Here is a 22,636-nt window from a genome sequence, read left to right as displayed (position 1 = left end):
TAACTTAGGGGTTTGTTCAAATTTGTTAGATAAAAGTAAAAATGAAAATAAACGACTCCTTCGATCCCGGCCATTATAGGGCCAATGATAAACGTTATGATACAATGCAATACCGTCGCTGTGGCAACAGCGGTATCCTTTTGCCCTTAATTTCATTGGGGCTTTGGCACAATTTTGGTCATACGGACAATCTCGAGATGGGCCGTAATCTCTTACGCTGTGCCTTCGATAACGGAATTACCCATTTTGATCTGGCCAATAATTATGGACCTCCTTATGGTGCTGCGGAAGAAAATTTCGGACAGATCTTTAAAAAGGATTTTCTGCCTTATCGGGACGAACTTATAATTTCCAGTAAGGCTGGTTGGGATATGTGGCCCGGGCCCTATGGTAATTTTGGCTCACGTAAATATCTAATTGCATCTGCAGATCAAAGTCTTAAAAGGATGGGGCTGGATTATGTAGATATTTTTTACCATCATAGGCCTGATCCTGATACCCCCTTGGAGGAAACCATGGGAGCCCTTCACCATCTGGTTCAAACAGGTAAGGCTCTTTATGCTGGTATTTCCCAGTACCCTGCGGAATTAACGGCCAAGGCAGCCAAAATAATGAAGGATTTGGGTACGCCCTTATTGATTCATCAGCCGCGATATAATATGTTCGACCGTTGGGTGGAAGACGGCTTGTTAAAGGTATTGGGAGAGCAGGGGATTGGCTCTATTGCTTTCTCCCCATTGGCACAGGGTGTTTTGACCAAGAAGTATTTAAAAGGTATTCCGAAAGATAGTAGGGCCAGTAAGGATGGTCGTTATTTAAAAGAAGAGCAAATTACACCTGAAGTTTTGAACAAGGTGGGCAGACTTAATAAACTGGCCGAAAATAGGGGCCAAAGTCTCGCCCAAATGGCCATTGCCTGGTTGTTGAAGGATCAGCGTATTTCCACGGTACTTGTAGGTGTTAGTCGCACAGAGCAATTGCTGGACAATATTGAAGGTTTAAGGAATATCGGCTTTAGCGAATCGGAATTAAAGGAGATAGAGGGAATTTTGGGATAATGAATAATTTATTACCTTGAAATATTCAATTAGAGCATAATTATGGCGAAAGCGAAGAAGACCCATATTGTTAAAATATTGGAGACACATTATATTACCCATGACGTAAAGCGTTTTGTGGTGGAAAGACCTGCGGGTTATGATTTTATTCCGGGACAGGCGACGGAGGTTTCCATTAACCTTCCGGAATGGAAGGACCAATTAAGGCCTTTTACCTTTACCTCAATAATGGAGCATGGCTTTCTTGAATTTATGATCAAGATCTACAATGATCATGATGGGGTCACCAAAATGTTGGGACGTACACATGCGGGGGCAGAACTTATTCTACATGAGGTTTTTGGGGCCATACAGTACAAGGGACCCGGTGTTTTTATTGCCGGTGGATCTGGAATTACGCCCTTTATATCCATTTTCAGACATCTTTATACCCATAAGAACCTTCATGGCAATAAATTGATCTATTCCAATAAGACCTCGGAAGATGTTATTATGGAAGAAGAATTGCAAAAGATGTTGGATGGAAATTTTATAAAAATATTTACCCGCGAGAATGTGGTTGGATTTAGGGGAAATAGAATAGATCGCAAATTCCTAATCGATAATATTTCCGACTTTGGACAGAACTTTTATCTATGTGGTCCCAAAAAGTTTGTAGTAAATATTACCGATCTATTGATGGAACTTGGAGCCACGGCCGAGACGGTCATAATTGAAGAATAGGTAAAGATAGCTTTAAAGGACAGAGCACAATAGGCAACATGGACCTTTCCTTCCCTATCATAAGGCAGTGCTTGTGCTATTCCCAAAGGTCTTTCAAACACAACACGTCAATGTATTTTAACTAAAATCAGCCATATGTAATTTACTTTATATTTGAGTTTTTTTTAAGTGAAAGGATAAAGCAATAAAATATGGACTTTAGTAGATTAACCCTTTTGATCCTATTATTGGTTGTTACTGCATGTAAAAATACAGAGCAGCCAAAAATGGGAATCATTCCCCAACCCAGTGAAATAAAGTATCAGGAAGGTGTTTTTGCTATCAATGACAAAACTGTAATTTTCGTAGGGAATAACATTGAGGCCCCTCAGATTACCAATGAACTAGGTTCATTTTTAAAGGATAATTTCAATTTATCACTTGAATTATCCACGGTGGTACAGGATAATGCAATTCATTTGATTAAATCTGGAGAGGATGGGGAGAATGGAGCTTATAGTATGACCATTGGGAAGGAGGGTGTTGTGATCAAAGGAAGTACGGACCAGGGGATTTTTTATGGCGTCCAAACATTAAAGCAAATGTTATCGCCTAAGGTTGGTGTAAAAGAACCAGTGCTCAACTTTGTATCCATACAAGACTCGCCCGCATATAAATGGAGAGGTATGATGTTGGATGTAGCACGACATTTTGTTCCCAAAGATTCAGTAAAAAAAGTCATAGATATCCTCGCAATGCACAAGTTGAACAAATTTCATTGGCATTTGGTAGATGGTATTGGCTGGAGAATTCAAATCGATGCTTATCCCGAACTTACCAATAAAGGTGCCTGGAGGAAGGTAAAGGGGGATAAGAAACCTTGGGAGGATTTTGAGATTACCTCCAAGGATGCCGAGGGTGAAGTATATGGTGGTTATTACACCAAGGAAGACATTAGGGAGATTGTTGCCTATGCCAGGGAAAGGTACATAGATGTAATTCCTGAAATAGAAATGCCCGGCCATTCCGAGGCGGCGTTACAATGTTATCCGGAATTTTCTTGCGATACCGATGTGATTACCGGAGTTTATTGTGCCGGGAACGATGGGACCTTTCAATTTTTACAAAATATAATAAGCGAGGTAGTGGAATTGTTTCCCAATGAGTATTTGCATATCGGCGGAGATGAAGTAGGGAAGGAGTCCTGGTTGAAATGCGATAAATGTAAAATAAGGATGCAACGGGAAGGCTTGCAAACTGCGGAGGAGTTGCAGAGTTACTTTGTTAAAAGAATGGAGAAATTTATTCATTCCAAAAACAGAAAACTTATTGGCTGGGATGAAATTTTGGAAGGCGGTTTGCCAGAAAGGGCAACGGTTATGTCATGGCGAGGTGTTGAAGGGGGTATTGAAGCCGCAAATGCCGGACATGATGTGGTAATGTCTCCAGGTGACCCATTGTATTTGGATCATAGTCAAGGCAAAAGTGAATATGAACCACCATCATGGGGCGGCTATAACAATGTGTTAAAGATATATGATTTTGACCCAATTCCAAAGGATATTGCTCTGGACAAAAAACAACATATACTAGGCGCACAGGGAAATCTTTGGACCGAACAAGTGAAAAGCTTAAGCCATATCCAATATATGATGCTTCCAAGAATTAGTGCACTTTCCGAAGCGCTTTGGACCAAGGCAGATAAAAAGAACAAAGAACACTTTATAAAAAAATTGGATGTCCATTTTGACAGACTTAAAGAATTGGGCTATAATTTTTCCGGAAGTTCCTTAACTCCTGATTACGACGTTAGCTATGATAAAATCAATAAAGTTTTCGGCCTATCATTACACAATGAATTGGACTTTTACGAAATTAGATATACGTTGGATGGTTCCAACCCAACAGTGCATTCCGAATTATATGCAGGACCCATTGAATATGCCACTTCCATAGAACTAAATGCGATGTGTTTTAGAAATGGAAAACCTATTGGCTTTCCATTGAAAAAAATGTTTTCAACGGGTTTTGGAGATCAGTGCAAGGTTATATATGGCAATGCCTATGATGAAACCTATAGCGGTGGTGGGGATAAGGCACTTTTCGATAATAAATTTGCTATTGCCCGTGGCGATGATCCAAGTTGGCAGGGAATTCCACAAAAGGATTTTGAGGTTCTTATTGATTTGGGAAGTGCCACTGAACTGTCATATGTGGGCCTAAACTTCTTTCAGGATATAGGGGCCACATCGGTAATGTTACCTACCCAAGTGATTATTTCCATATCAATGGATGGTGAAAATTATAATACGGTATTGGATGAATCCATTGCGACCCAAGAAAAAAGGGAGCCCATTATTAAGCATATTGGATCTGAATTTGAAAAGCAAGAGGTGGCGTATATAAAAATAATCGCAAAAAATAGATCGGTCCTTCCTGAATGGCATTTACGAAAAGGTCCGGCCTGGATATTTGCAGATGAGATATCCGTAAAATAATTTTAGGGACTCCAAATTGAAAATCCGTAGCGATATAATTATTTTGGGGTAAAACTGTAAGAACATAGGCCTCTAAATAAAATCCCTCCATGACAAGTTCATGGAGGGATTTTTTAGAAATAATCCTGACTTAATCTAACTTTAATTCCCGTATAGTCCTGCCATTGGGATATTCCGTTTAAACTGATTTTTTTCATTACGCCAAGTCGAACCTATCAAGATTCATCACTTTGCTCCATGCTGCCACAAAATCCCTTACAAACTTGTCTCCAGAATCCTCGCAGGCATACACCTCTGCAATGGCACGAAGTTCAGAATTGGAACCGAAAATAAGATCGGCTCGGGTGCCTGTCCATTGAAGTCCTCCAGTCTTTCGGTCCCGCCCTTCAAAAACATTTTGGGAATCTGAAACCGACTTCCAAGTGATACCCATGTCAAGCAAATTCAAAAAGAAATCGTTCGTTAAGGTTTCTGTCCGTTTGGTGAACACCCCGTGTTGTGACCCGTCAAAATTGGTGTTGAGAACCCGCATTCCACCAAGAAGCACTGTCATTTCGGGAGCTGTCAAGGTCAATAATTGCGCCTTGTCTACAAGCATTTCCTCTGCGGTTACCTTGTAAGTGTCCTTTACGTAGTTTCTAAAACCATCTGCCCGTGGTTCAAGTACTTCAAATGCTTCTACATCGGTTTGCTCTGGGCTTGCATCGGTACGTCCAGGGGAAAAAGGTACATTTACTTTCTTACCTGCATTTTGCGCAGATTTCTCTACAGCAGCATTTCCTGCCAGCACAATAAGGTCTGCCAAGGAAACTTTCTTATTCCCGGATTGTGAATTGTTGAATTCCTTTTGGATACCAGCTAATTTTTCCAGTACTAGGGCCAATTGGGCAGGGTTGTTTACCTTCCAATTTTTTTGTGGTGCCAGACGCACGCGTGCTCCGTTTGCACCCCCCCGCTTATCGGAGCCTCTAAAGGTAGAAGCAGATGCCCAAGCAGTAGATACCAGCTGTGAAATGGATAGGCCGGATGCCAATACTTTTGATTTCAGATCGGCAATGTCCTTATCATTGATCAATTCATGATTAACGGCTGGCACAGGATCTTGCCATATTAATTCTTCTTTTGGCACTTCAGGCCCAAGATATCTGGATACAGGACCCATATCACGGTGCACCAGTTTAAACCAGGCACGTGAGTATGCATCTGCAAATTCCTCGGGATTTTCCAAAAAGTGTCTTGATATTTTCTCATAGACAGGATCCATGCGTAATGATAGATCCGTAGTCAACATAAACGGGGCGTGCTTTACATTCGGATTATGTGCATCCGGAACCGTTCCAGCACCTGCATTATTTTTCGGTTTCCATTGATGTGCTCCGGCAGGACTTTTGGTTAATTCCCATTCGTAACCAAATAAATTTTTAAAAAAGGTGTGACTCCATTTGGTAGGGGTATTGGTCCATGCCCCTTCTATTCCACTGGTAATGGTATCCGCACCATTTCCACTACCAAAAGTGTTCTTCCATCCCAATCCCATAGCTTCAATACCAGCAGCTGCAGGTTCTGCCTCTACATATTTAGAGGGGTCTGCGGCACCGTGGGTTTTACCAAAGGTATGTCCGCCGGCAATAAGGGCCACCGTTTCATAATCGTTCATGGCCATACGGCCAAAGGTATCGCGAATATAATGTGCAGATTCTACCGGATCTGGATTGGCATTATGACCTTCAGGGTTTACATAGATCAACCCCATGTGGGCAGCTCCAAGTGGCGTTTCCAATTCACCGTTTTCTGAATAGCGTTCCTTATTTCCCATCCATTCCGTTTCCGAACCCCAATAGACATCCTGTTCGGATTCCCATATATCCTCACGACCTCCGGCGAAACCGAACATTTTTAATCCCATGGATTCATGTGCACAGTTCCCGGCCAATATCAATAGATCGGCCCAGGATAATTTCTTGCCGTATTTCTTTTTAATTGGCCACAGCAATAAACGGGCCTTATCCAGATTGGCGTTGTCCGGCCAGCTATTTAAAGGTGCAAAACGCTGTGATCCCGAACCAGCACCACCACGTCCATCCTGAATACGGTAGGTGCCTGCACTGTGCCAGGCCATACGAATAAAGAGGGGGCCATAGTGTCCATAATCAGCTGGCCACCAATCTTGACTGGTTGTCATTAATTTGTAAAGATCATTTTTTACCGCTGCCAGATCTAGCTTCTTAAACTCCTCTGCATAATTGAAATCCGGATTCATGGGGTCTACCAAAGAAGAGTTTTGGCGAAGTATATTCAATTTTAATTGATTTGGCCACCATTCGCGGTTGCTTGTACCTCCACCAGCGACTTGATGTAATTCTCCGTTTAAAAAAGGGCATTGGGCACTCGATTCGCTTACATCCCATGCTTTACCGTTTGATGAAGGGTTTGAATGTGTCTTATTTTCCATTTTCGATAGTTTTTATCTGATTGTCCCTTTAAATTTACGATAATATTTTCTGATGGATTTGATTTCTTTATAACTTAAACTTATGGGAGTTCAAGAAAACTTATGACCCTACCAGGCATGGGCTACTTCGTCAATTAGGAGCGCTTAACAATGTAAAAACTAAATGAATCTCCGGTTGAAAATATTCTTTAGGGGTAAATAAAAGATTTAATAACTTTAGGTTTCCCTGGTTTTATGTTTCACAGCCAGTTGTAATTGTTGTTCTAAGATTGATTGAACCATGTTGGACAGTAATAATATAGAAATACATGAAACGGCATTTGTAACCTCCACCTTTAGGGCTACAGATGTAATCTTAAGTAAAGATGTTTTTGCCTATTTATGGAGAAATCCCAAAACCGAAAAATGGATACGGGAATATCTAAAGAAGGTTTCTTCAGAAGAAACTTTTACGCATTGCCTAAGGAACAGATATTTTTTAGAAAGTATAAAGGAGAATATTGGCACAAACGGCATTGAGGTATTAATAAATTTTGGAGCCGGGTTTAGCATGTATCCGTTTCTGTTGGACAAAAAGACAATCAACATTGAAATTGATAAATGGGAAGTTGTAGAATACAAAAAACCCAAAATAGAGCAATGGCAAAAAACCAATGTGCTTCCCAAGCGAAATTTACATTTTATAGGAGTTGATTTTAGTACAGCGTATAAGGATGCATTATTGACCACCATTAAAGCAATTAAGGGCAATAAAAAGTGCTTTATACTTATTGAAGGGGTTTTATTCTTTTTGGACCGTGAAGAAACGGATAATTTGTTCGATCTCTTCAACAGCATTCAAAATACGGGCGATATCATTGGCAGTGCATCCTTTCAGGACGAATTAAAGGAATCTTTGGCCTTTAAACGCTTGCTGCGCTTTTTTGGGGAGAAGGTTGCTAAGACAAAGGCGAGCGACTATCAAACTGTAAAGGATGAGTTTTACCAAAGAAGAGCTAATTATTCCTTAATGGACCATCAAGATTACTTTAGTCTTTCCAAGACGTATAACCATAAAATTAGACTACAAAAGGAACTTATCTTAAATGAAAATTTCTATCTCTTGCAAAAAATGAAATCCTAATCAATATCCTCTGTCTTAAGGGTATATGAAAAATATGTACCTTGAGCGCTTACCAAACATTGACCAAACCTAAACATGAAAAAACTTCAATTTCCAACGGCCCAAACAATTCTTATTTTAATTGCGGTATTGGTAACCATATTAACCTGGCTTGTTCCCGCCGGCAAATATGATAGTCTGGCATATGATGTCAAAAGCAATAGTTTTACTAAAATAAGCCCTGAAGAAAGTTTGGTATTACCTGCGACACAGACAACGCTGGAAGATTTGGGAATAAAGATCCCAATAGAAAAATTCACAAACGGGGATATCTATAAACCTATAGGCATTCCCAATACTTATAGGGAAATGAAGTCCCATCCCCAAGGTCTTTCAGCCCTGGCAAAATCGCCCATTAAAGGGATAATCTCCGCGTCCGACATTATTTTTTTAATCCTTATAATTGGTGGCCTCATCGGCATCATGAATCTAACTGGTGCTTTCAATGCCGGAATTTCCTGGATGGCGAAAACGCTCAAAGGGCGGGAGTATATTCTTATAATTACGGTAACGACTCTTATTGCCCTTGGGGGGACAACCTTTGGTCTTGCTGAGGAAACCATGGCGTTTTATCCAATTTTGATTCCGGTTTTTCTAGCGGCCAAGTATGATGCCATGGTTGGACTTAGCTGTGTATTTCTGGGTTCTGGTATAGGCTCCATGTGTTCTACCATAAATCCCTTTGCTACAATTATAGCTTCGGATGCAGCGGGAATAAGTTGGACCACTGGGCTCAATAATCGAGTAATTATGTTGCTTTTATGCCTCACTATTACCATTGTTTATATTCTTAGGTATGCCAAGCGGGTAAAAGCCGATCCATCAAAATCGCTTATTTATGATCAAAAAGAGACTATAGACAAACTGTTTGGAATGCATACTATGGATACTACGGTAAAATTTACCAATAGACTGAGGCTAATTACAGTAGTGTTTTCATTGTGCTTCATTGTCATGATCATAGGTGTTTCTTTTTTGGATTGGTGGTTTGTAGAAATGACCTCCACATTTTTAGTAGGGGCCATAATAATCGGCTTTATTGGCAGAATAAAGGAAAGCGATTTTGTGGAGGCCTTTGCCAAAGGTGCTGCCGATTTGCTTAGTGTTGCATTTATAGTGGGAATCGCAAGGGGAGTAACCATTTTAATGGAGGATGGACTTATTAGTGATACCATTTTGTATTATGCCAGCACCGTCACCGAAGGTATGCACAAAGGCATATTTACAAACGTAATGCTCTTTATTTATGGGGGCCTTTCCTTTTTTATGCCTTCGTCTTCAGGAATGGCGGTCTTGACCATGCCTATTTTTTCTCCCTTGGCGGATACGGTAAATTTAGGCAGGGAAGTAATTGTGGACACTTATTTATATGGGATGGGCTTATTTTATCTGATCAATCCCACGGGTTTAATTCTGGCAGCCTTGGCAATAGTAAAAATTGGTTTTGATAGGTGGTTAAAATTTATTGTTCCCCTTCTTTTAATACTAACGGCTACCACTATGATTTTTTTGACTATTTCTGTATTGTGAAATAAAATTCAAATCGCAGAAAATTACGATGGTCTTCTTCCTAAAATTTTTATAAAAAATTCAGCCAAATAATTAACTTTAGTAATTTTGAGAGAATTCCGTAATCATAAATATGGGAATCCCTGTTGTTAGGGTGGAAGAGAATTTACAACAACTACTGAGCAACGTATTTAAAAAAAGTAAAGATGGAGAAGACAAAAATTTTGGTCCAAGCGACCATCTCTGCAGAAAAAAATAAGGTTTGGGATTACTACACCAATCCGGAACACATAACAAAATGGAATTTTGCTGCAGACGACTGGCAATGCCCACATGCCTCAAATGAAATGCATGTAGGTGGAAAATATTCTGCTCGAATGGAAGCCAAGGATGGTAGTTTTGGGTTCGATTTTGAAGCAATTTATGATGAAGTGGTTCCTGGAGAGAAGTTTTCCTATACCATGCCAGATGGGAGACAGGTAAAGGTTAACTTCAATAAGGTAGGGGCCAAGACAGATGTAAAAGTAAGCTTTGATGCTGAATCCGAAAATTCTATAGAAATGCAGAAGGGAGGTTGGCAGGCCATCCTCGATAACTTTAAAAAGTATACAGAGTCCAATTGAATAATGGGTAATATCTGATTGGAAAAGATGGAGGCAATATTGGCTTTTCTTCCTTCTATATATTTACTACAACTACGAGGAGAACTTATAATAGGCCTTCCAATCTTAAACAAAACGGAAGATTGTATATTTATGATATGACCACAACAGAAAATTTTCAGGTATTGGAAACCAACCGACTTCTCTTACGTAGGTTGGAGGAGACGGACTGGGAGATGATCCGTTATCTGCGTTCGGATAGGGAGGTAAACAAGTTTGTTAAAAGACAGCCTGCGGAAACTAAGGAAAAGGCACTTGCTTTTATAGCCAAGACCAACAATGATATAAAGAATGGGCAACTATTTCAATGGTGTATTTCCTTGAAAAATAGTCCTGCAATGATAGGAAATATCGTCCTCTGGAATTTTTCCAAGGATCGGAAAACAGCAGAAGTGGGGTACGACCTAAGTCCGGAATTTCAAGGCAAGGGCATCATGGACGAGGCTATGAAAGCAGTGCTCGATTTTGGGTTCAACAAATTGAAGTTGGAATTGGTGGAGGCATTCACCAGCAAACAAAATGAAAGCTCCAAAAAACTACTGCTTAGAAATCATTTTAAATGGAATGCAAGCAGAAAAGACTCCGCTGATGAGGATAATATTATTTATGAGCTAGATAACTCCATTCGTTAATAGTACACAAAAGATTTTATATCTTACGGTAATAATAGGAACAGTGCTAAAAACCATACCCTTTAAAACCATTTCGAATGCAATACTCAAGAAATTCATTTTTAAAAACACTTGGTCTTGGTGGCTTATTGGCTACAAGTTCAGTTTTGACCGCTAGTGCATTCAAGGATCTTTTAGGGGCAAGTCATACAGGCACGGAAGCAAGAAGTCTTACGCTGGGATTGGCATCCTATTCCACGCGAAAATTTAGTTTGGACGAAACACTGGTAATGGCCAACCGATTAAATCTTAAGCAAATTGCGCTCAAAAGCATGCATATGCCATTGGAGAGCAGCGAGGAAGAGATCCAAAGCATTACTGCAAAATTTAATAAGGCAGGAATAAACCTTTATGGAGCGGGAGTAATCTATATGAAAACGGCCCAAGAAGTTGAAAACGCTTTTCGCTACGCCAAAGCGGCCAAAATGAAGATGATCATAGGAGTACCCAATCACGACTTATTGCATTTGGTGGAAATGAAAGTAAAAGAGACCAATATAAAGTTGGCCATACATAATCATGGACCAGGAGATGAGGTGTACCCAACACCTGAAGTGGTCTACAATAAAATTAAAATGCTCGACTCCCGTATAGGACTATGTATTGATGTAGGTCACGTTCAAAGACTGGGATTGGATCCAGTAAAGAACATTAAAAAATATGCTGATCGCTTGTATGATGTCCATCTCAAAGATGTGGACAAGTCGGAGGCCGATGGCAAGTCGGTCGAGTTTGGAAGAGGGGTCTTGGATATCCCTGCGGTTCTCAAGGCCTTGAAAGGAATTGACTATACAGGTGTAATGGCCATGGAATTTGAAAAGGATACCGATGATGTTTTTGCAGGCCTTGCCGAATGCGTGGGATATGTAAACGGTGCATTGGACGTCATAAAATAAGCTTGGCTATTATGCGATAATAATTATTATTTCGAAGATGAATGCACCTCCAAAATACCAAATTCCAATTTTTACTTTAGTGATGGTTTTTGGTGGTGCTATTTTCGGTCAACAAACCAATATACAGGATGTACAAGGAAGTCGCCCTGTAGACTTCACCCAAATCTGGTTGTCTCACGAGCATATTTTGGTCGATTTTATTGGAGCCGATAGTATTCAGCCCGATTCCTGGAACCACGATGCCATAATTGCAGAAGTATCTCCTTATTTAGATGAACTGGCAGCCTTTAAAGTGAATTATTTTGTGGATGCCACCCCTACATATTTAGGGAGGGATGTTTCGCTCTTAGAAAAACTTGCAGTGAAGACAGGACTGAGGGTCATCACCAATACCGGGCTGTATGGTGCTCGCAATAATAAATTCCTTCCCCAATATGTCCAAGAAATAAGCGCGGAAGATTTAGCGGAAAAGTGGATTGGTGAATTTAAGAACGGCATAGATGGTACTTCTATAAAACCTGGCTTTATCAAGATCGGGGTAGATACTGCCGACCCATTGGATACCCTACACGAAAAATTGGTGAAAGCCGCTGCCCTTACTAGTTTAGAAACGGGATTAACCATAGCCTCCCATACCGGAAAAGCAATTGGCCTATGGCCGCAACTGAAGATTCTTAAAGAAATGGGAGTTTCCCCAAACTCATTTATATGGGTACATGCCCAGGCGGAAGATGATAACAATACATATCTAAAGGCGGCAGCCATTGGTTGCTGGATAAGTCTCGACGGATTGGGATGGGATGTGGACAGGCACCTTAACAAACTGTTGTTTGCCAAAGAACACAGCATTTTAGATCGCATTCTCATATCCCATGATGCGGGTTGGTACGACCCCCAAAAGCAACAACAGACTATTACCCCTTATACGAATATTTTTACCGAACTCCTTCCAGAACTTAGGATACGAGGATTTACAGAAGAGGATATTAATCTATTGATGTCTGTGAATCCGGCCAAGGCTTATGGTATAGAAAGGGAATAATTAAGTGCCAGATAGAAGCTGGTTTTAAATTACTGTACCAGGCGTGGCTTAATTTATGGGACCGGCGCAGTGCCTAATACTCAATCTCCAATTCCTCATATTTTACTTCCTCGATAATATCTGCCCTGTTCGAATCTATTTTGGGGTTGTAAAGATCCTTGCTTATGGGATGGGCCTTTATGGCTACATCCTCCAAATCATCTTCCATAACATTACTTATTTCTTCTTCGCTGAGGTCGTTGCTCAACCATACGTCCACATCCTCATCCCTCAGTATAATGGGCCTTCTATTTTTGGTATTGTGTATTTTTTTAAAAAGGGGAGTGGCCGCCTTGGTCAGGATGGTAAAGGTATTATAACCGTCCTTGGTAGTAGTGTAGAGTCCGGCCAGGCTCATAAGGGATTCATTTTTCCGTTCAAAATAAAAAGGAATCTTAAATTTTTTGGGTGCCGTATGGGGTTCATAAAATCCGTTTACGGGAATTACACAACGTTTGGTCATTGCACTGAAGCGATAAATAAAATGATCAAAAAGTTTTTCAGATTGGGCATTGAGTCCCGCTCCAAACCTGGCCGCGTCCTTGTAGTAGTTTTTAAAATCGGCCCCCATACCGTTTTGTGGCATTATGCCCCACATAGAGGGGGTAATATGATCACTACTTTCTTGGGGAATGATCCATAACAAGGGGTGTGCCCATCCGTTGGCATGGTGATAGGTGAGTTCTCCTTCTATTGGGGTCTTGCCCATTAATTTGGAAACATTGTAAAATTTTTCCACGTCCTTAATAGAGGTGGTTACCCTGGTACCGAAACACATAAAAATAGTTTTACCCTAATTTAAGAATTTAACTTTTCAGGATTGACTTCAAAATCAAAAAATTGTAAATTTGGAAATAATCCATAAAATAGGATTATTTCCAAATAATGAAAAATATTGTGTACAGAAACCATGATCGATATGCTCTTAAACGTCTCTTAATGGAAATAGGTGCGCACCAATTGAACAAGGAATGCGAGTTGATGCGACTGCCTTTTCCAAAGCGCTTGGGCCTGTTCTATATTGAAAGTTCGGATGATTGTGTGTACCTGGTATACAAATATTACGATGGAGAAAGAAAGGTCATGAAACTGGACCGTTATGAACTCCCTGAAGCGGGATGGGAGCGGGTTAATTTGGAGTAAGGTTTATTGGATGTTGGATGGATGGTATTGAGAATTGAGTGGTGAGAAGTGAAAAAGGGGAGAGATTAGAATCTAGATACTGGACTATAGACTTATGTTGAAAGTTTAAATGTTGAAAGTTGTCACTTCGAGCCTGCCTGCCGGCAGGCAGGTGGTTTTGCATAACGAAGTGGAGCAAAATTGTATCGAGAAGTAAATAAGGCACACCAAACATGTTCTCGATACTAAATGCCTAGCGGCATTTCACTCGAACAGACGATAGAATTAAACTCGTCCTTGCGAAGCTACCTTCCCTTATGCTTCGACTCCGTTCAGCACAGGCCCAGGGGAAGGAGCCCGGGCTATCGTCATTGCGAGCGAAGCGCGGCAATCTGCTTGTTACTGTGCCCGATAAACGGTGAATAATGTTAATATAGAAAGCCCGTCACTTCGAGTGATCCGACGAAGGAGGATAGTATCGAGAAGGGATTTCAGAGAACAGTTTTCAGTAATCAGTGGTAGGTGTTTTTCAGGCAAAAGCCATTAGCCACTAGGCAATATTAATATGTTAGTTTAATATTATTAACAGCCGTCAGGTAGGCGCAGCGCGGCAATCAGATTGTTACAGTTTGCAATGATCAATAAGCAATGTTCAGTCTAATTTTCAAGTTTGCGGAACCAGTCATTTCGAATGAATATGAGAAATCGCACAAGCAGCTCCAGCCTATTATGTGCGACTTCTCTCGTCCCGAAAAGGGACTCTGACGAAGTGACCTACATTGTCCGTTTGAATGCATTCGGATATCTATCGGGAGAGAACTTTCTGGGTGTAAATCCGCTAACGGCTCCCCTCTTGGAAAGAAAGGGGAGTTTGAAATCCCGAACCCTAAACCAATCCTCTATATATTGTCCTAATTCCAAGGACCGCACTTTCAATCCCTTCCGACTTCGCTTGTGGCGAAGCCACCTTCCCTTAACCAAGGGAAGGAGCCCTTGCTATCGTCATTGGGAGCGAAGCGCGGCAATCTGCTTGTTACTGTGCCCGATAAATGGTGAATAATGTTAATATAGAAAGCCCGTCACTTCGAGTGATCCGACGAAGGAGGATAGTATCGAGAAGGGATTTCAGAGAACAGTTTTCAGTAATCAGTGGTAGGTGTTCTTCAGGCAAAAACCATTAGCCACTATGCAGTATTAGCTTGTTAGTTTAGCATTATTAATAGACGTCATTGTGAACGTAGCGAGGCAATCTCTTTATTCTTGTGAGAGGATTGCTTCGTCGCTAAAACTCCTCGCAATGATGAATTTTATCAGTATGCAACAAATTCCCCTATTAAGGGAACCTATCCCACTTTTTAGCGTAAGTGCCTGCCCCGCCTTTTGGAGGGGTTAGGGAGTGTGCAGTAGTCAATATTCTTCTAAGGTATGTTCATAAGTGGTTTTGACCCATTATGAAAACATGAACCGACTTTAATTTTGTTCAGTGTTGTTCCACTAAAACAACGTATGTTTACGTTCATATAAAACCAACCCCAACTTTAATCCAAAGTATGACCCCAATATTCCCGGGATATAAAGGAATTAATTCGATCTTCCAACCTATCCTATTTAGGGTAACCTACCAACCCCGTTAATGAAAAAACCACTTCTTTATTCAATGCTTTTTTTTATTATTTCCTGTAATCCGGACAATGTTGTCCCAGTAACAAATGTAGAAGTAATTCCCACAGAGGAAGAGATAATACCAGAGGAAGAGGAGGAAGTGCCTGTGGAAGAGGTTTTATTACCAGAAGAGGTTTTCCCGGCTGGGAGTTTGAACAGTTTTTTTTCCAACTGTCTAATCTCTGATAGATCAAGCAATATTGCCAGAAATCATCCCATACAGATTATAGAATATGACCAGGAACTTAATAGGATTAAAACCAATTATTCCAACTTGGAAAACCTATTGGAACAGGGTACCAATAATCAAAGTTGGTTTGTAACCCAAAATGCTGAAGCTTCCACCGTAGTTGAAATTGTAAGTGTAAATACAACAGAGGGTTGGATCGGCCTTGGCAATACATATCTCGGAAGTTTAAATACCAGAATTGGTGCGACCTTGGAATTTTTTAATCCTTTTATCAACTACGAAATTATAAATGATAGGCCATTATTTAGTCCTTATCCTACGGTTGCATCCGAAGAAAACCTCCATTATATACAACCTGGCGGTATCATTGAAAAATCTGATGGCACCTATATTCTATTGACTCCTGTAGTATTCGGGCCACATACCAAAAGAAGTATTTATTATGCCAGCAGTACCAATTTGGAAGATTGGACCTTTCATGATGACTTGGTATTGGAGACGATGACCATCCCCTTTGCCAAAGCAAATGGTAACGTGTTTTCTACGGGAAATCCGTTTAGGTTGGAAGATGGTAGTTTACTGGTGTTGCTGGGGGTACAGCAGCCTAACAATAATTATACTTCTGCATATATGATTTTGGATGAAGATCTGAATATTTTGCAACAACCGACCGAAATTATGATTCCGGAATGGAACGGCTTGGAACAAAACAGTTTTCCTCTATCCATCACAAAATTTAATAATGAGTATAGGATATTATTTCACCGCAGAAATCCAAGTTTTATAGATAGGGAAATCCATGAGATAGTAGCTTCAAATTTGTTCGATGCCCTTAATTTAAATCAAAGTATTATCTCTTCCAATATTATCCACAAAGGAAATGCCAGCAGTGGTTATTTAAGGGGGAAAGCCGATGATGCGGCATATATGGAATTTAATTCGGAACTCTATATACTTCTTGGGGCTGAAGAGTTGGGGTCTACTTATTTAACTTCGAGGAATAGGGAATACGGACTGGTGAAGTGGAACGGAGGTAGTTGGGACCATGACAGCCGAAGTCCATTATTGGTAAACCCAGTGCAATTGTACACAAAGTACCCTGAATATGATTGGGCTTGGGATCACTTAGGGGCCTTTGTCTCTCCAATTATCAAGAATAACACCCTATATGTTTTTATGGCTTTTGGGACGGACAATCCAGATTACTTTATTTCAGGTATAAAGGTGTCCTTAAATTAAGGATATCAAATGGTATCTATTTGATTCTTATTGGATACACCGCTATCTATAAGTCTAAAGTCCTCATGGAGATTGAGCGTAGTCGAAATCGAAGTAGCTGGAGGGCAGTATTCAGTGAACAGTTTTCAGTAAGCAGTTGACAGTTCAAAATTTAATGTTCAAGGTTCAAGGTCCGTTACTTCGAGTGGTTTTGCGTAACGAATTGGAGCCAAATTGTATCGAGAAGTAATCAGTATTCAGTGGGCAGTGTTCTTCAGCCTGAAGGCATTGGCCAATAGGCAATAGTTCAATGTCCAATGTTTAAAAGTTGAAAGGCGTCACTTCGAGTGATCCGACGAAGGAGGAATGTATCGAGAAGTGGACGGCGTGCACCAAACATGTTCTCGATACTAAATGCCTATCGGCATTTCACTCGAACTGACGATAGAAACTAGAGCCTAGAAAATAGAAGTTAAATGCTTTTGACTCCGGTCGGTCTCTTTATTCTTTCCTCTTTTTTCTATAGACTCTGCCTTTTGGCTATCCCATCATTACAAGTTTACCTGCCGTCAGGTAGGCGCAGTCGAAGCAATCTGTTTATTCTTGCTTTAGATTGCTTAGTTGTCATAGCTTTTCGAATTGAAGAATTCATCCTAAAGTTCACACTTGGGTCAATGTGTCTCAGAAGAATTGAATACCCTGGCCCACAATAATTTGCCTTCCAATAGGTTTTCGTATTAAAGGTTCATGGAAAACCATGCGGATATAGCATTATCCAAAACTTTGAATTGAACTTATTTTTACTGTTAAAATGGAAAACTATGATAATTAGGTATCATTATAATTGATGAAAATCGTAGCTTTACGGTCTTAGCCTAAAAATAGTTATAATTTGATGTGGTTTCCTTTACACAGCCGATTTAAGCGTCTTAAGACAAAGAAGGACAAGTCCTTTCGCGAAATGGAGAATCAGATTACCGAACTTCAAAAGCAGAATGAAATTCTACAATCGCTATTATCCTTTCACAACGAAGAGGAAAAAGAATACGGAAGTGAAAAATATGCCAATACCATTCTTAATAATATGGGCGATGCTGTATTCGTTAAGGATGATGAAAGTAGGTTCCTTCTGGTTAACAATGCCTTATGTGAGCTGATGGACCTCCCTAGAGCCAAAATTATAGGTAAGACCCTTGCTGAAAATATTCCTCTTGATGAGATGAAATGTTTTTTGGAAATAGACAGGCAAGTGCTTTCAGACGGAATAGACAATACCAATGAGGAGTTCCTGACTCTTGAGAAAAACCAAAAGAAAATTCTTTCTACCAGGAAATCAAGGTTTATTGATAGCAATGGTAAAAAATTCTTGGTTGGGGTAATACGGGATATTACTGAAAGCAAATTGGCAGATCAGGCCTTAAAGGAAAGCGAAGTTCAATTGAGGGAACTAAATGCTACCAAAGATAAATTGTTTGCAATTATTGCCCATGATTTAAGAAGTCCATTCAATAATATACTATCATTATGCGAGATTTTGAATATATCCATTGAAAAATCGGAAGTTGAAAAATCTGAAACGTATTTGGGACTTATCAATTCTACTGCCAGAAATACACTTGTACTACTTGAAAATTTATTGGATTGGGCTAAATCACAATCAGGACAAATCAGTTTTAAGTCGGAAAAAGTAAAGGTTGCTGATGTTTTTGAAGAAATATTGGAATTTTCAAGTTCCATAGCCAAAACCAAAGGTATTACCATAAATGTGACCCAATCAGATGAAATAGAAGTGTTTTCCAATAAGAAAATACTTAAAACTATCATTAGGAATCTTATATCCAATGCTATTAAATACAGCCAACCGGGTGGTAGTATTGGAATCTTTGCAGTTGAAGAGGGGAACCAAGTTAAAATTATTATTTCCGATACAGGGGTAGGAATGGATGACCGAACACTTGAAAATCTTTTCGGTATAACAACCAATACGCCTTTGCCAGGTACCTTGAACGAAAAAGGCTCCGGTTTTGGATTGATTTTGTGTAAGGAATTTGTAGAAAAATTGGGTGGTAAAATTTGGGTTGAAAGTCAGAAAGGTAAAGGAAGCGATTTTAAATTTACATTACCGTTGAATTAAGTCTTTAAAATTACAAAGCCCATGCAGATTGCAAATAGTTGCAAAATCACGGGCCTTATATTTTTAATGTCCCTATTGGTACGTCTTAACATCCTGTTTCCAAGTACCCATTTCTTCCGACTTCAATCTCAACAAGTAGAATTTAAAATTGGAACTTGGACCTTGTACTTTCACATGGAGTGTCAAGAATTTATGGACAAAACTTCTCTATTATCCTTTTTTTACAATTTTGGAGCTTGAGGAAAGCTTTTGATGAACAATGGTCGCATTGCCCTTGTAGGATAGCACACTATTTCCACTACCATCGACTGAAATTGAATTGTTTACCGTAAGATAGGCATTGCTGTTACCGGAAAGGTCAATTTTCAGCATATCAACGCTTAAATCATAATCCGATATTTCAGAGTTGCCACTTAGTTCCACATCCATTGTTTTTACACTTCCTGAAAAATCGATCATACAGTTTCCGGAAGCATCCACGTCAAGGTTTTCAATTTCCAAAGGGCCGGAAATATTGCTATTTCCGGTTAGATTTATTTTTAGGTTATCTGTTTCCAAAGGATCTTCCAATACCAATTTAGCGTTACCCACAACGGTAAAATTATTGATTTTCTTGGTGGTAATAAAAACGTTTAAGGTTTCCTTTCCTTTTATTCTACGAACGTTGTCCAATTTTACGGTTAACTTGTTGCTTTCCTTGCCAACTATGATATACTCATGAAGGTTGTCGTTCGCCTGAACTCTCAATTTTTCCTCGGTTTCCGAAAAGTTTAAATAGACCTTAAAATTATCGTTTACTTCCAAGGCAGTATAGCCGGAGAAATCAAAGTCCTTTGTAGTAATTTCCTCTGAGGCCGTTATAGTATCCTTCTCACAGGATAAAAGCAGAATTGAAAAAGCAATTACAAAACTTATTTTTGATGTTGTACTCATTTCTTTTTTTTTTAGATTGATTATTACTTTGCTGATAACAGTAGATATATTAGAAAAACAGTATATAGGACATATATACATCTTCTGTAAAATTCAATACCTAGATTTTTCATAGTACATTTATTTAGAGATTTTAAGTTAAAATGGTGCCTAAGACACCACCATTTTTCTGTTTTTAAAAAGCGGCCGTGAAACGTCTTAAGGCCGACCACTTACTTCTTTTGCCATATTTCATTTGTGAAAAGAAAAAATGCTTATTGGACTCAGTGGGTATTCTTCTGTAATTATCAAATGCTTTCATGACTTCATTTTTTTTGATTAATAATTGAAACAAAGATCGTTTGGAATTCCGCGGCCCACAATCGCATATGTATGTGGAAGATTGATGGTTCCCCATCCTACTTATGACGTCAATCACATATTAAATAACATTCCCATTAAATCCTCCCTTGTTCATGTTTGAAAGGAGTAGGGTGCGTTATAACTACTATATTTTCACTAGGGTAGGTATACATTTCCAAGGCTGAGATCGTCAAAAATATTTACCATGTCATAATCCGAATTCAAGGAGGTTCTGTGGTCTTCCAAGGCAATGCCGTAGCCGTGACCATGGGCAATTTTCGAATTCTTAATGGTTAAATTGGCCAAGTAATCCCCGTCCAGGCCAATGCTTGCTATTTTGGCTACCCCTGGCATCTCCGTTTTTCCGGCATAGAGCACCTCCGTTTGGTCTAGCAGGTTTTTAACGTTGCCCGATTGAACACGGATTCCGTTCCAGAAGCCTTTGCTGGCATTGGCCCCAGTAAAAACAATCTTGTTGGCATCTGTGCCTTTGGCAATTAAATATCCGTTTGGAAACACCCCTAACATTTTATCTTCGGCAAATTTAAATACAGCTCCGGGAAGTATTTTTAAGCCGGATTGGATTCCTAAATTGCCACTCACCAGATAGCTAGCGCCAAAATGCAAGGCGGGCCATACGGTCTCGTTAACATCTGGACTGTACAAGGTAGATCCAAAGATTTCAACACCATTATGACCGTTGTCTATAAATTCCATTCCCGCTGCATTATTCAATTTTGTCACTTGGTTTGCAGCCATAGACATAGCTGGACCTTGGTTTTTATGAAATTTCACAAAATCCAAGGATATAATTTCAGCTCCATTTTCAACGTAAAGCCCGTTACCACCACTGTGGGTAATTTTGGTACTATTGAGTTTTAAATTGGCTTCATTGGCGCCGCCCAGTCCAATGGCAGTCTTGTTTTGTAAGCTACCCATGATTTCACTTCCGGCATCTTGGATTTCTACGTAATTCATTTCATTTTTCTTATCGGCAGACATTATGGAGATGCCTTTCCAATAACCTCCGTCCAGGGATTCATTTCCACGAAATTTAATGGGATATTGATTACTTCCTTGAGCCACTAAATACCCGCTTGTAGTAATGTTGATTTCTGAATCCCTATCCATATAGAACTCCAATCCTTGCATAATTCTTAGACCGGAAACCACTTCTATTTTTCCTTTCACTATATATTTCAGATCAATCGGGTTATTGTTTAGAGGGCTCCACAATGTTTCTACCGTGCTGTGAATTGGATCGCCTATAATCTCAATAACATTCTCTTCATTATTGTGGAATTCTGAAAGGCTGGATACAATCCCAAACTGTGATGCCGGTACCCTAATAGTTTTGTTGTTGTCCCTATACACATTAAAGGATTCCGTATTCCATTTAGCACCAACTTCTACGGCCATAGCATAGGCACCACTATACTGAATAATGGAGGAGACCAGGTCAAGATGACCTGGACCCTCATTATCGATACCCAAACTAGTAGCAACCTCCATACCTTGGGCAATGGCACCACCGCCGTATTCAATGGTTACACGGTCTAACTTATTTAATGGACTATTGGAATTTATAATCAATCCCTTCCAGTAGCCAGGAACCTTGTTCTTACCCGTAAAAGTGGTAAACGAGCTGGCGGCAGCAGTTGTGATAATGGCTCCGGGATTGTCTACATACATTGCAGTATTTTCTTCAAAGGCAATAACAACGTTTGGATCTATGGTAAGTAGGGCCTTAACATGTATATCGCCTGTCACCAAATAATCAAATTTGTCAGGGTCGTCAAATACATTGGACAAATGAAGACGTTCCGTAATGTTCTCCGAAATAATAATAGTCTCCTGCAAAGGAGGGTTTTCTCCGTCTATTACTAAAATTGCAAGTTCATCCGTATCAAAGAATTCGGTATTGAAAATTTTTAATTCAACCGAGTAATTCCCTGGTTTGTCCGGAGTAAATTTAGGCTTGGCCGTTGTTTCTTCCTCCAATTCGGTAAAACTGCCCATAGGCTTGGTCTTTATTTTCCATAAGTACTGGAACGGTTTACCGGCCTTATCCTTGGATTTGGAACCATCCAAGACCACGGTCTCACCGGTGAGAATTTCTCCTTGATACTCACTAAAGGCATCTGCCTCCAAGGTGTTTGCTGGAATTTCACTGCTGTCGTCCTCAGAACAGCCGATTATCATTAAGAAGAAGATGGAAAGTAAAATTAGTTTTGTTTTCATTATCCTGATATTGAGTTATTGTTTTAATTTTTTCAGGACAAAGGAAGTCAGGAACTTTAGTTCTTACAATCGCATAAGTATGTGAATTTGAAGGATTATTAGT

Annotated in this window: 17 protein-coding genes; 12 read left to right on the top strand and 5 right to left on the bottom strand. The window is 39.8% G+C overall.

Features of this window, described 5'->3' with window-relative positions; all coding sequences use genetic code 11:
* Positions 1-41: 41 nt before the first annotated feature.
* The 3 genes from mgrA to CWD91_RS05415 all read left to right on the top strand — a co-directional run bounded on the left by mgrA (position 42) and on the right by CWD91_RS05415 (position 4,258).
* A complete protein-coding gene (gene mgrA, locus CWD91_RS05425) occupies positions 42-1,058 on the top strand; it encodes an L-glyceraldehyde 3-phosphate reductase (RefSeq protein ID WP_103439968.1) in 1,017 nt (338 codons plus the stop codon).
* Positions 1,059-1,100: 42 nt separating this feature from the next.
* Positions 1,101-1,781, top strand: a complete 681-nt coding sequence (locus tag CWD91_RS05420) for an FAD-binding oxidoreductase (RefSeq protein WP_103439967.1) — start codon at positions 1,101-1,103, stop codon at positions 1,779-1,781.
* A gap of 191 nt (positions 1,782-1,972) precedes the next feature.
* Positions 1,973-4,258, top strand: coding sequence for a glycoside hydrolase family 20 protein (locus CWD91_RS05415; protein WP_103439966.1), 2,286 nt, complete (start codon positions 1,973-1,975; stop codon positions 4,256-4,258).
* A 196-nt stretch (positions 4,259-4,454) separates the two neighbouring features.
* Here the strand turns inward: CWD91_RS05415 and katG are convergent, their stop codons facing one another.
* Positions 4,455-6,710: a catalase/peroxidase HPI gene (katG, locus tag CWD91_RS05410; RefSeq protein WP_103439965.1), complete on the bottom strand. Its 2,256-nt coding sequence runs from the start codon at positions 6,708-6,710 to the stop codon at positions 4,455-4,457.
* A 280-nt stretch (positions 6,711-6,990) separates the two neighbouring features.
* Between katG and CWD91_RS05405 the strand changes: the two genes are divergently transcribed.
* The 6 genes from CWD91_RS05405 (at position 6,991) to CWD91_RS05380 (ending at position 12,652) form a co-directional block, all read left to right on the top strand.
* Positions 6,991-7,833: a class I SAM-dependent methyltransferase gene (locus CWD91_RS05405; protein WP_103439964.1), complete on the top strand. Its 843-nt coding sequence runs from the start codon at positions 6,991-6,993 to the stop codon at positions 7,831-7,833.
* A 75-nt stretch (positions 7,834-7,908) separates the two neighbouring features.
* The gene (locus CWD91_RS05400; protein ID WP_103439963.1) at positions 7,909-9,402 is read left to right on the top strand and encodes a YfcC family protein; all 1,494 of its coding nucleotides are present in this window, start codon (positions 7,909-7,911) and stop codon (positions 9,400-9,402) included.
* Positions 9,403-9,587: 185 nt separating this feature from the next.
* Positions 9,588-10,004 (top strand): SRPBCC family protein, encoded by a 417-nt coding sequence (locus tag CWD91_RS05395; RefSeq protein ID WP_103439962.1) that lies wholly within the window; start codon positions 9,588-9,590, stop codon positions 10,002-10,004.
* Positions 10,005-10,141: 137 nt separating this feature from the next.
* Positions 10,142-10,675: a GNAT family N-acetyltransferase gene (locus CWD91_RS05390; protein WP_103439961.1), complete on the top strand. Its 534-nt coding sequence runs from the start codon at positions 10,142-10,144 to the stop codon at positions 10,673-10,675.
* Positions 10,676-10,752: 77 nt separating this feature from the next.
* A complete protein-coding gene (locus tag CWD91_RS05385) occupies positions 10,753-11,610 on the top strand; it encodes a sugar phosphate isomerase/epimerase family protein (RefSeq protein WP_103439960.1) in 858 nt (285 codons plus the stop codon).
* A 37-nt stretch (positions 11,611-11,647) separates the two neighbouring features.
* On the top strand, positions 11,648-12,652 hold the full coding sequence (locus tag CWD91_RS05380) for a phosphotriesterase family protein (RefSeq protein ID WP_103439959.1): 1,005 nt from the start codon (positions 11,648-11,650) through the stop codon (positions 12,650-12,652).
* A gap of 73 nt (positions 12,653-12,725) precedes the next feature.
* Here CWD91_RS05380 and CWD91_RS05375 read toward each other — a convergent pair whose 3' ends face one another.
* A complete protein-coding gene (locus CWD91_RS05375) occupies positions 12,726-13,469 on the bottom strand; it encodes an SOS response-associated peptidase (RefSeq protein WP_103439958.1) in 744 nt (247 codons plus the stop codon).
* A 107-nt stretch (positions 13,470-13,576) separates the two neighbouring features.
* Between CWD91_RS05375 and CWD91_RS05370 the strand changes: the two genes are divergently transcribed.
* From CWD91_RS05370 to CWD91_RS05360, 3 genes are all read left to right on the top strand, one after another.
* Entirely contained in the window at positions 13,577-13,834 is a 258-nt protein-coding gene (locus CWD91_RS05370; protein ID WP_103439957.1) for a hypothetical protein, read from the top strand.
* A 1,612-nt stretch (positions 13,835-15,446) separates the two neighbouring features.
* On the top strand, positions 15,447-16,904 hold the full coding sequence (locus CWD91_RS05365; RefSeq protein WP_103439956.1) for a hypothetical protein: 1,458 nt from the start codon (positions 15,447-15,449) through the stop codon (positions 16,902-16,904).
* Between the two features lie 874 nt (positions 16,905-17,778).
* A complete protein-coding gene (locus CWD91_RS05360) occupies positions 17,779-19,017 on the top strand; it encodes a PAS domain-containing sensor histidine kinase (protein ID WP_103439955.1) in 1,239 nt (412 codons plus the stop codon).
* Positions 19,018-19,227: 210 nt separating this feature from the next.
* On the opposite strand, the gene CWD91_RS05355 is transcribed toward CWD91_RS05360, so the two are convergent.
* From CWD91_RS05355 to CWD91_RS05350, 3 genes are all read right to left on the bottom strand, one after another.
* Positions 19,228-19,950, bottom strand: coding sequence for a head GIN domain-containing protein (locus CWD91_RS05355; protein ID WP_157943724.1), 723 nt, complete (start codon positions 19,948-19,950; stop codon positions 19,228-19,230).
* A 175-nt stretch (positions 19,951-20,125) separates the two neighbouring features.
* Entirely contained in the window at positions 20,126-20,251 is a 126-nt protein-coding gene (locus tag CWD91_RS23055) for a hypothetical protein (RefSeq protein WP_262509675.1), read from the bottom strand.
* A gap of 197 nt (positions 20,252-20,448) precedes the next feature.
* Positions 20,449-22,533, bottom strand: a complete 2,085-nt coding sequence (locus tag CWD91_RS05350) for a hypothetical protein (protein WP_157943723.1) — start codon at positions 22,531-22,533, stop codon at positions 20,449-20,451.
* Positions 22,534-22,636 lie beyond the last annotated feature (103 nt).

Source organism: Arenibacter hampyeongensis (assembly GCF_002909255.1).
Lineage (GTDB): Bacteria > Bacteroidota > Bacteroidia > Flavobacteriales > Flavobacteriaceae > Arenibacter > Arenibacter hampyeongensis.
The sequence above is the reverse complement of the archived record's forward strand: the minus strand, read 5'-3'. Positions and strand labels throughout refer to the sequence as shown.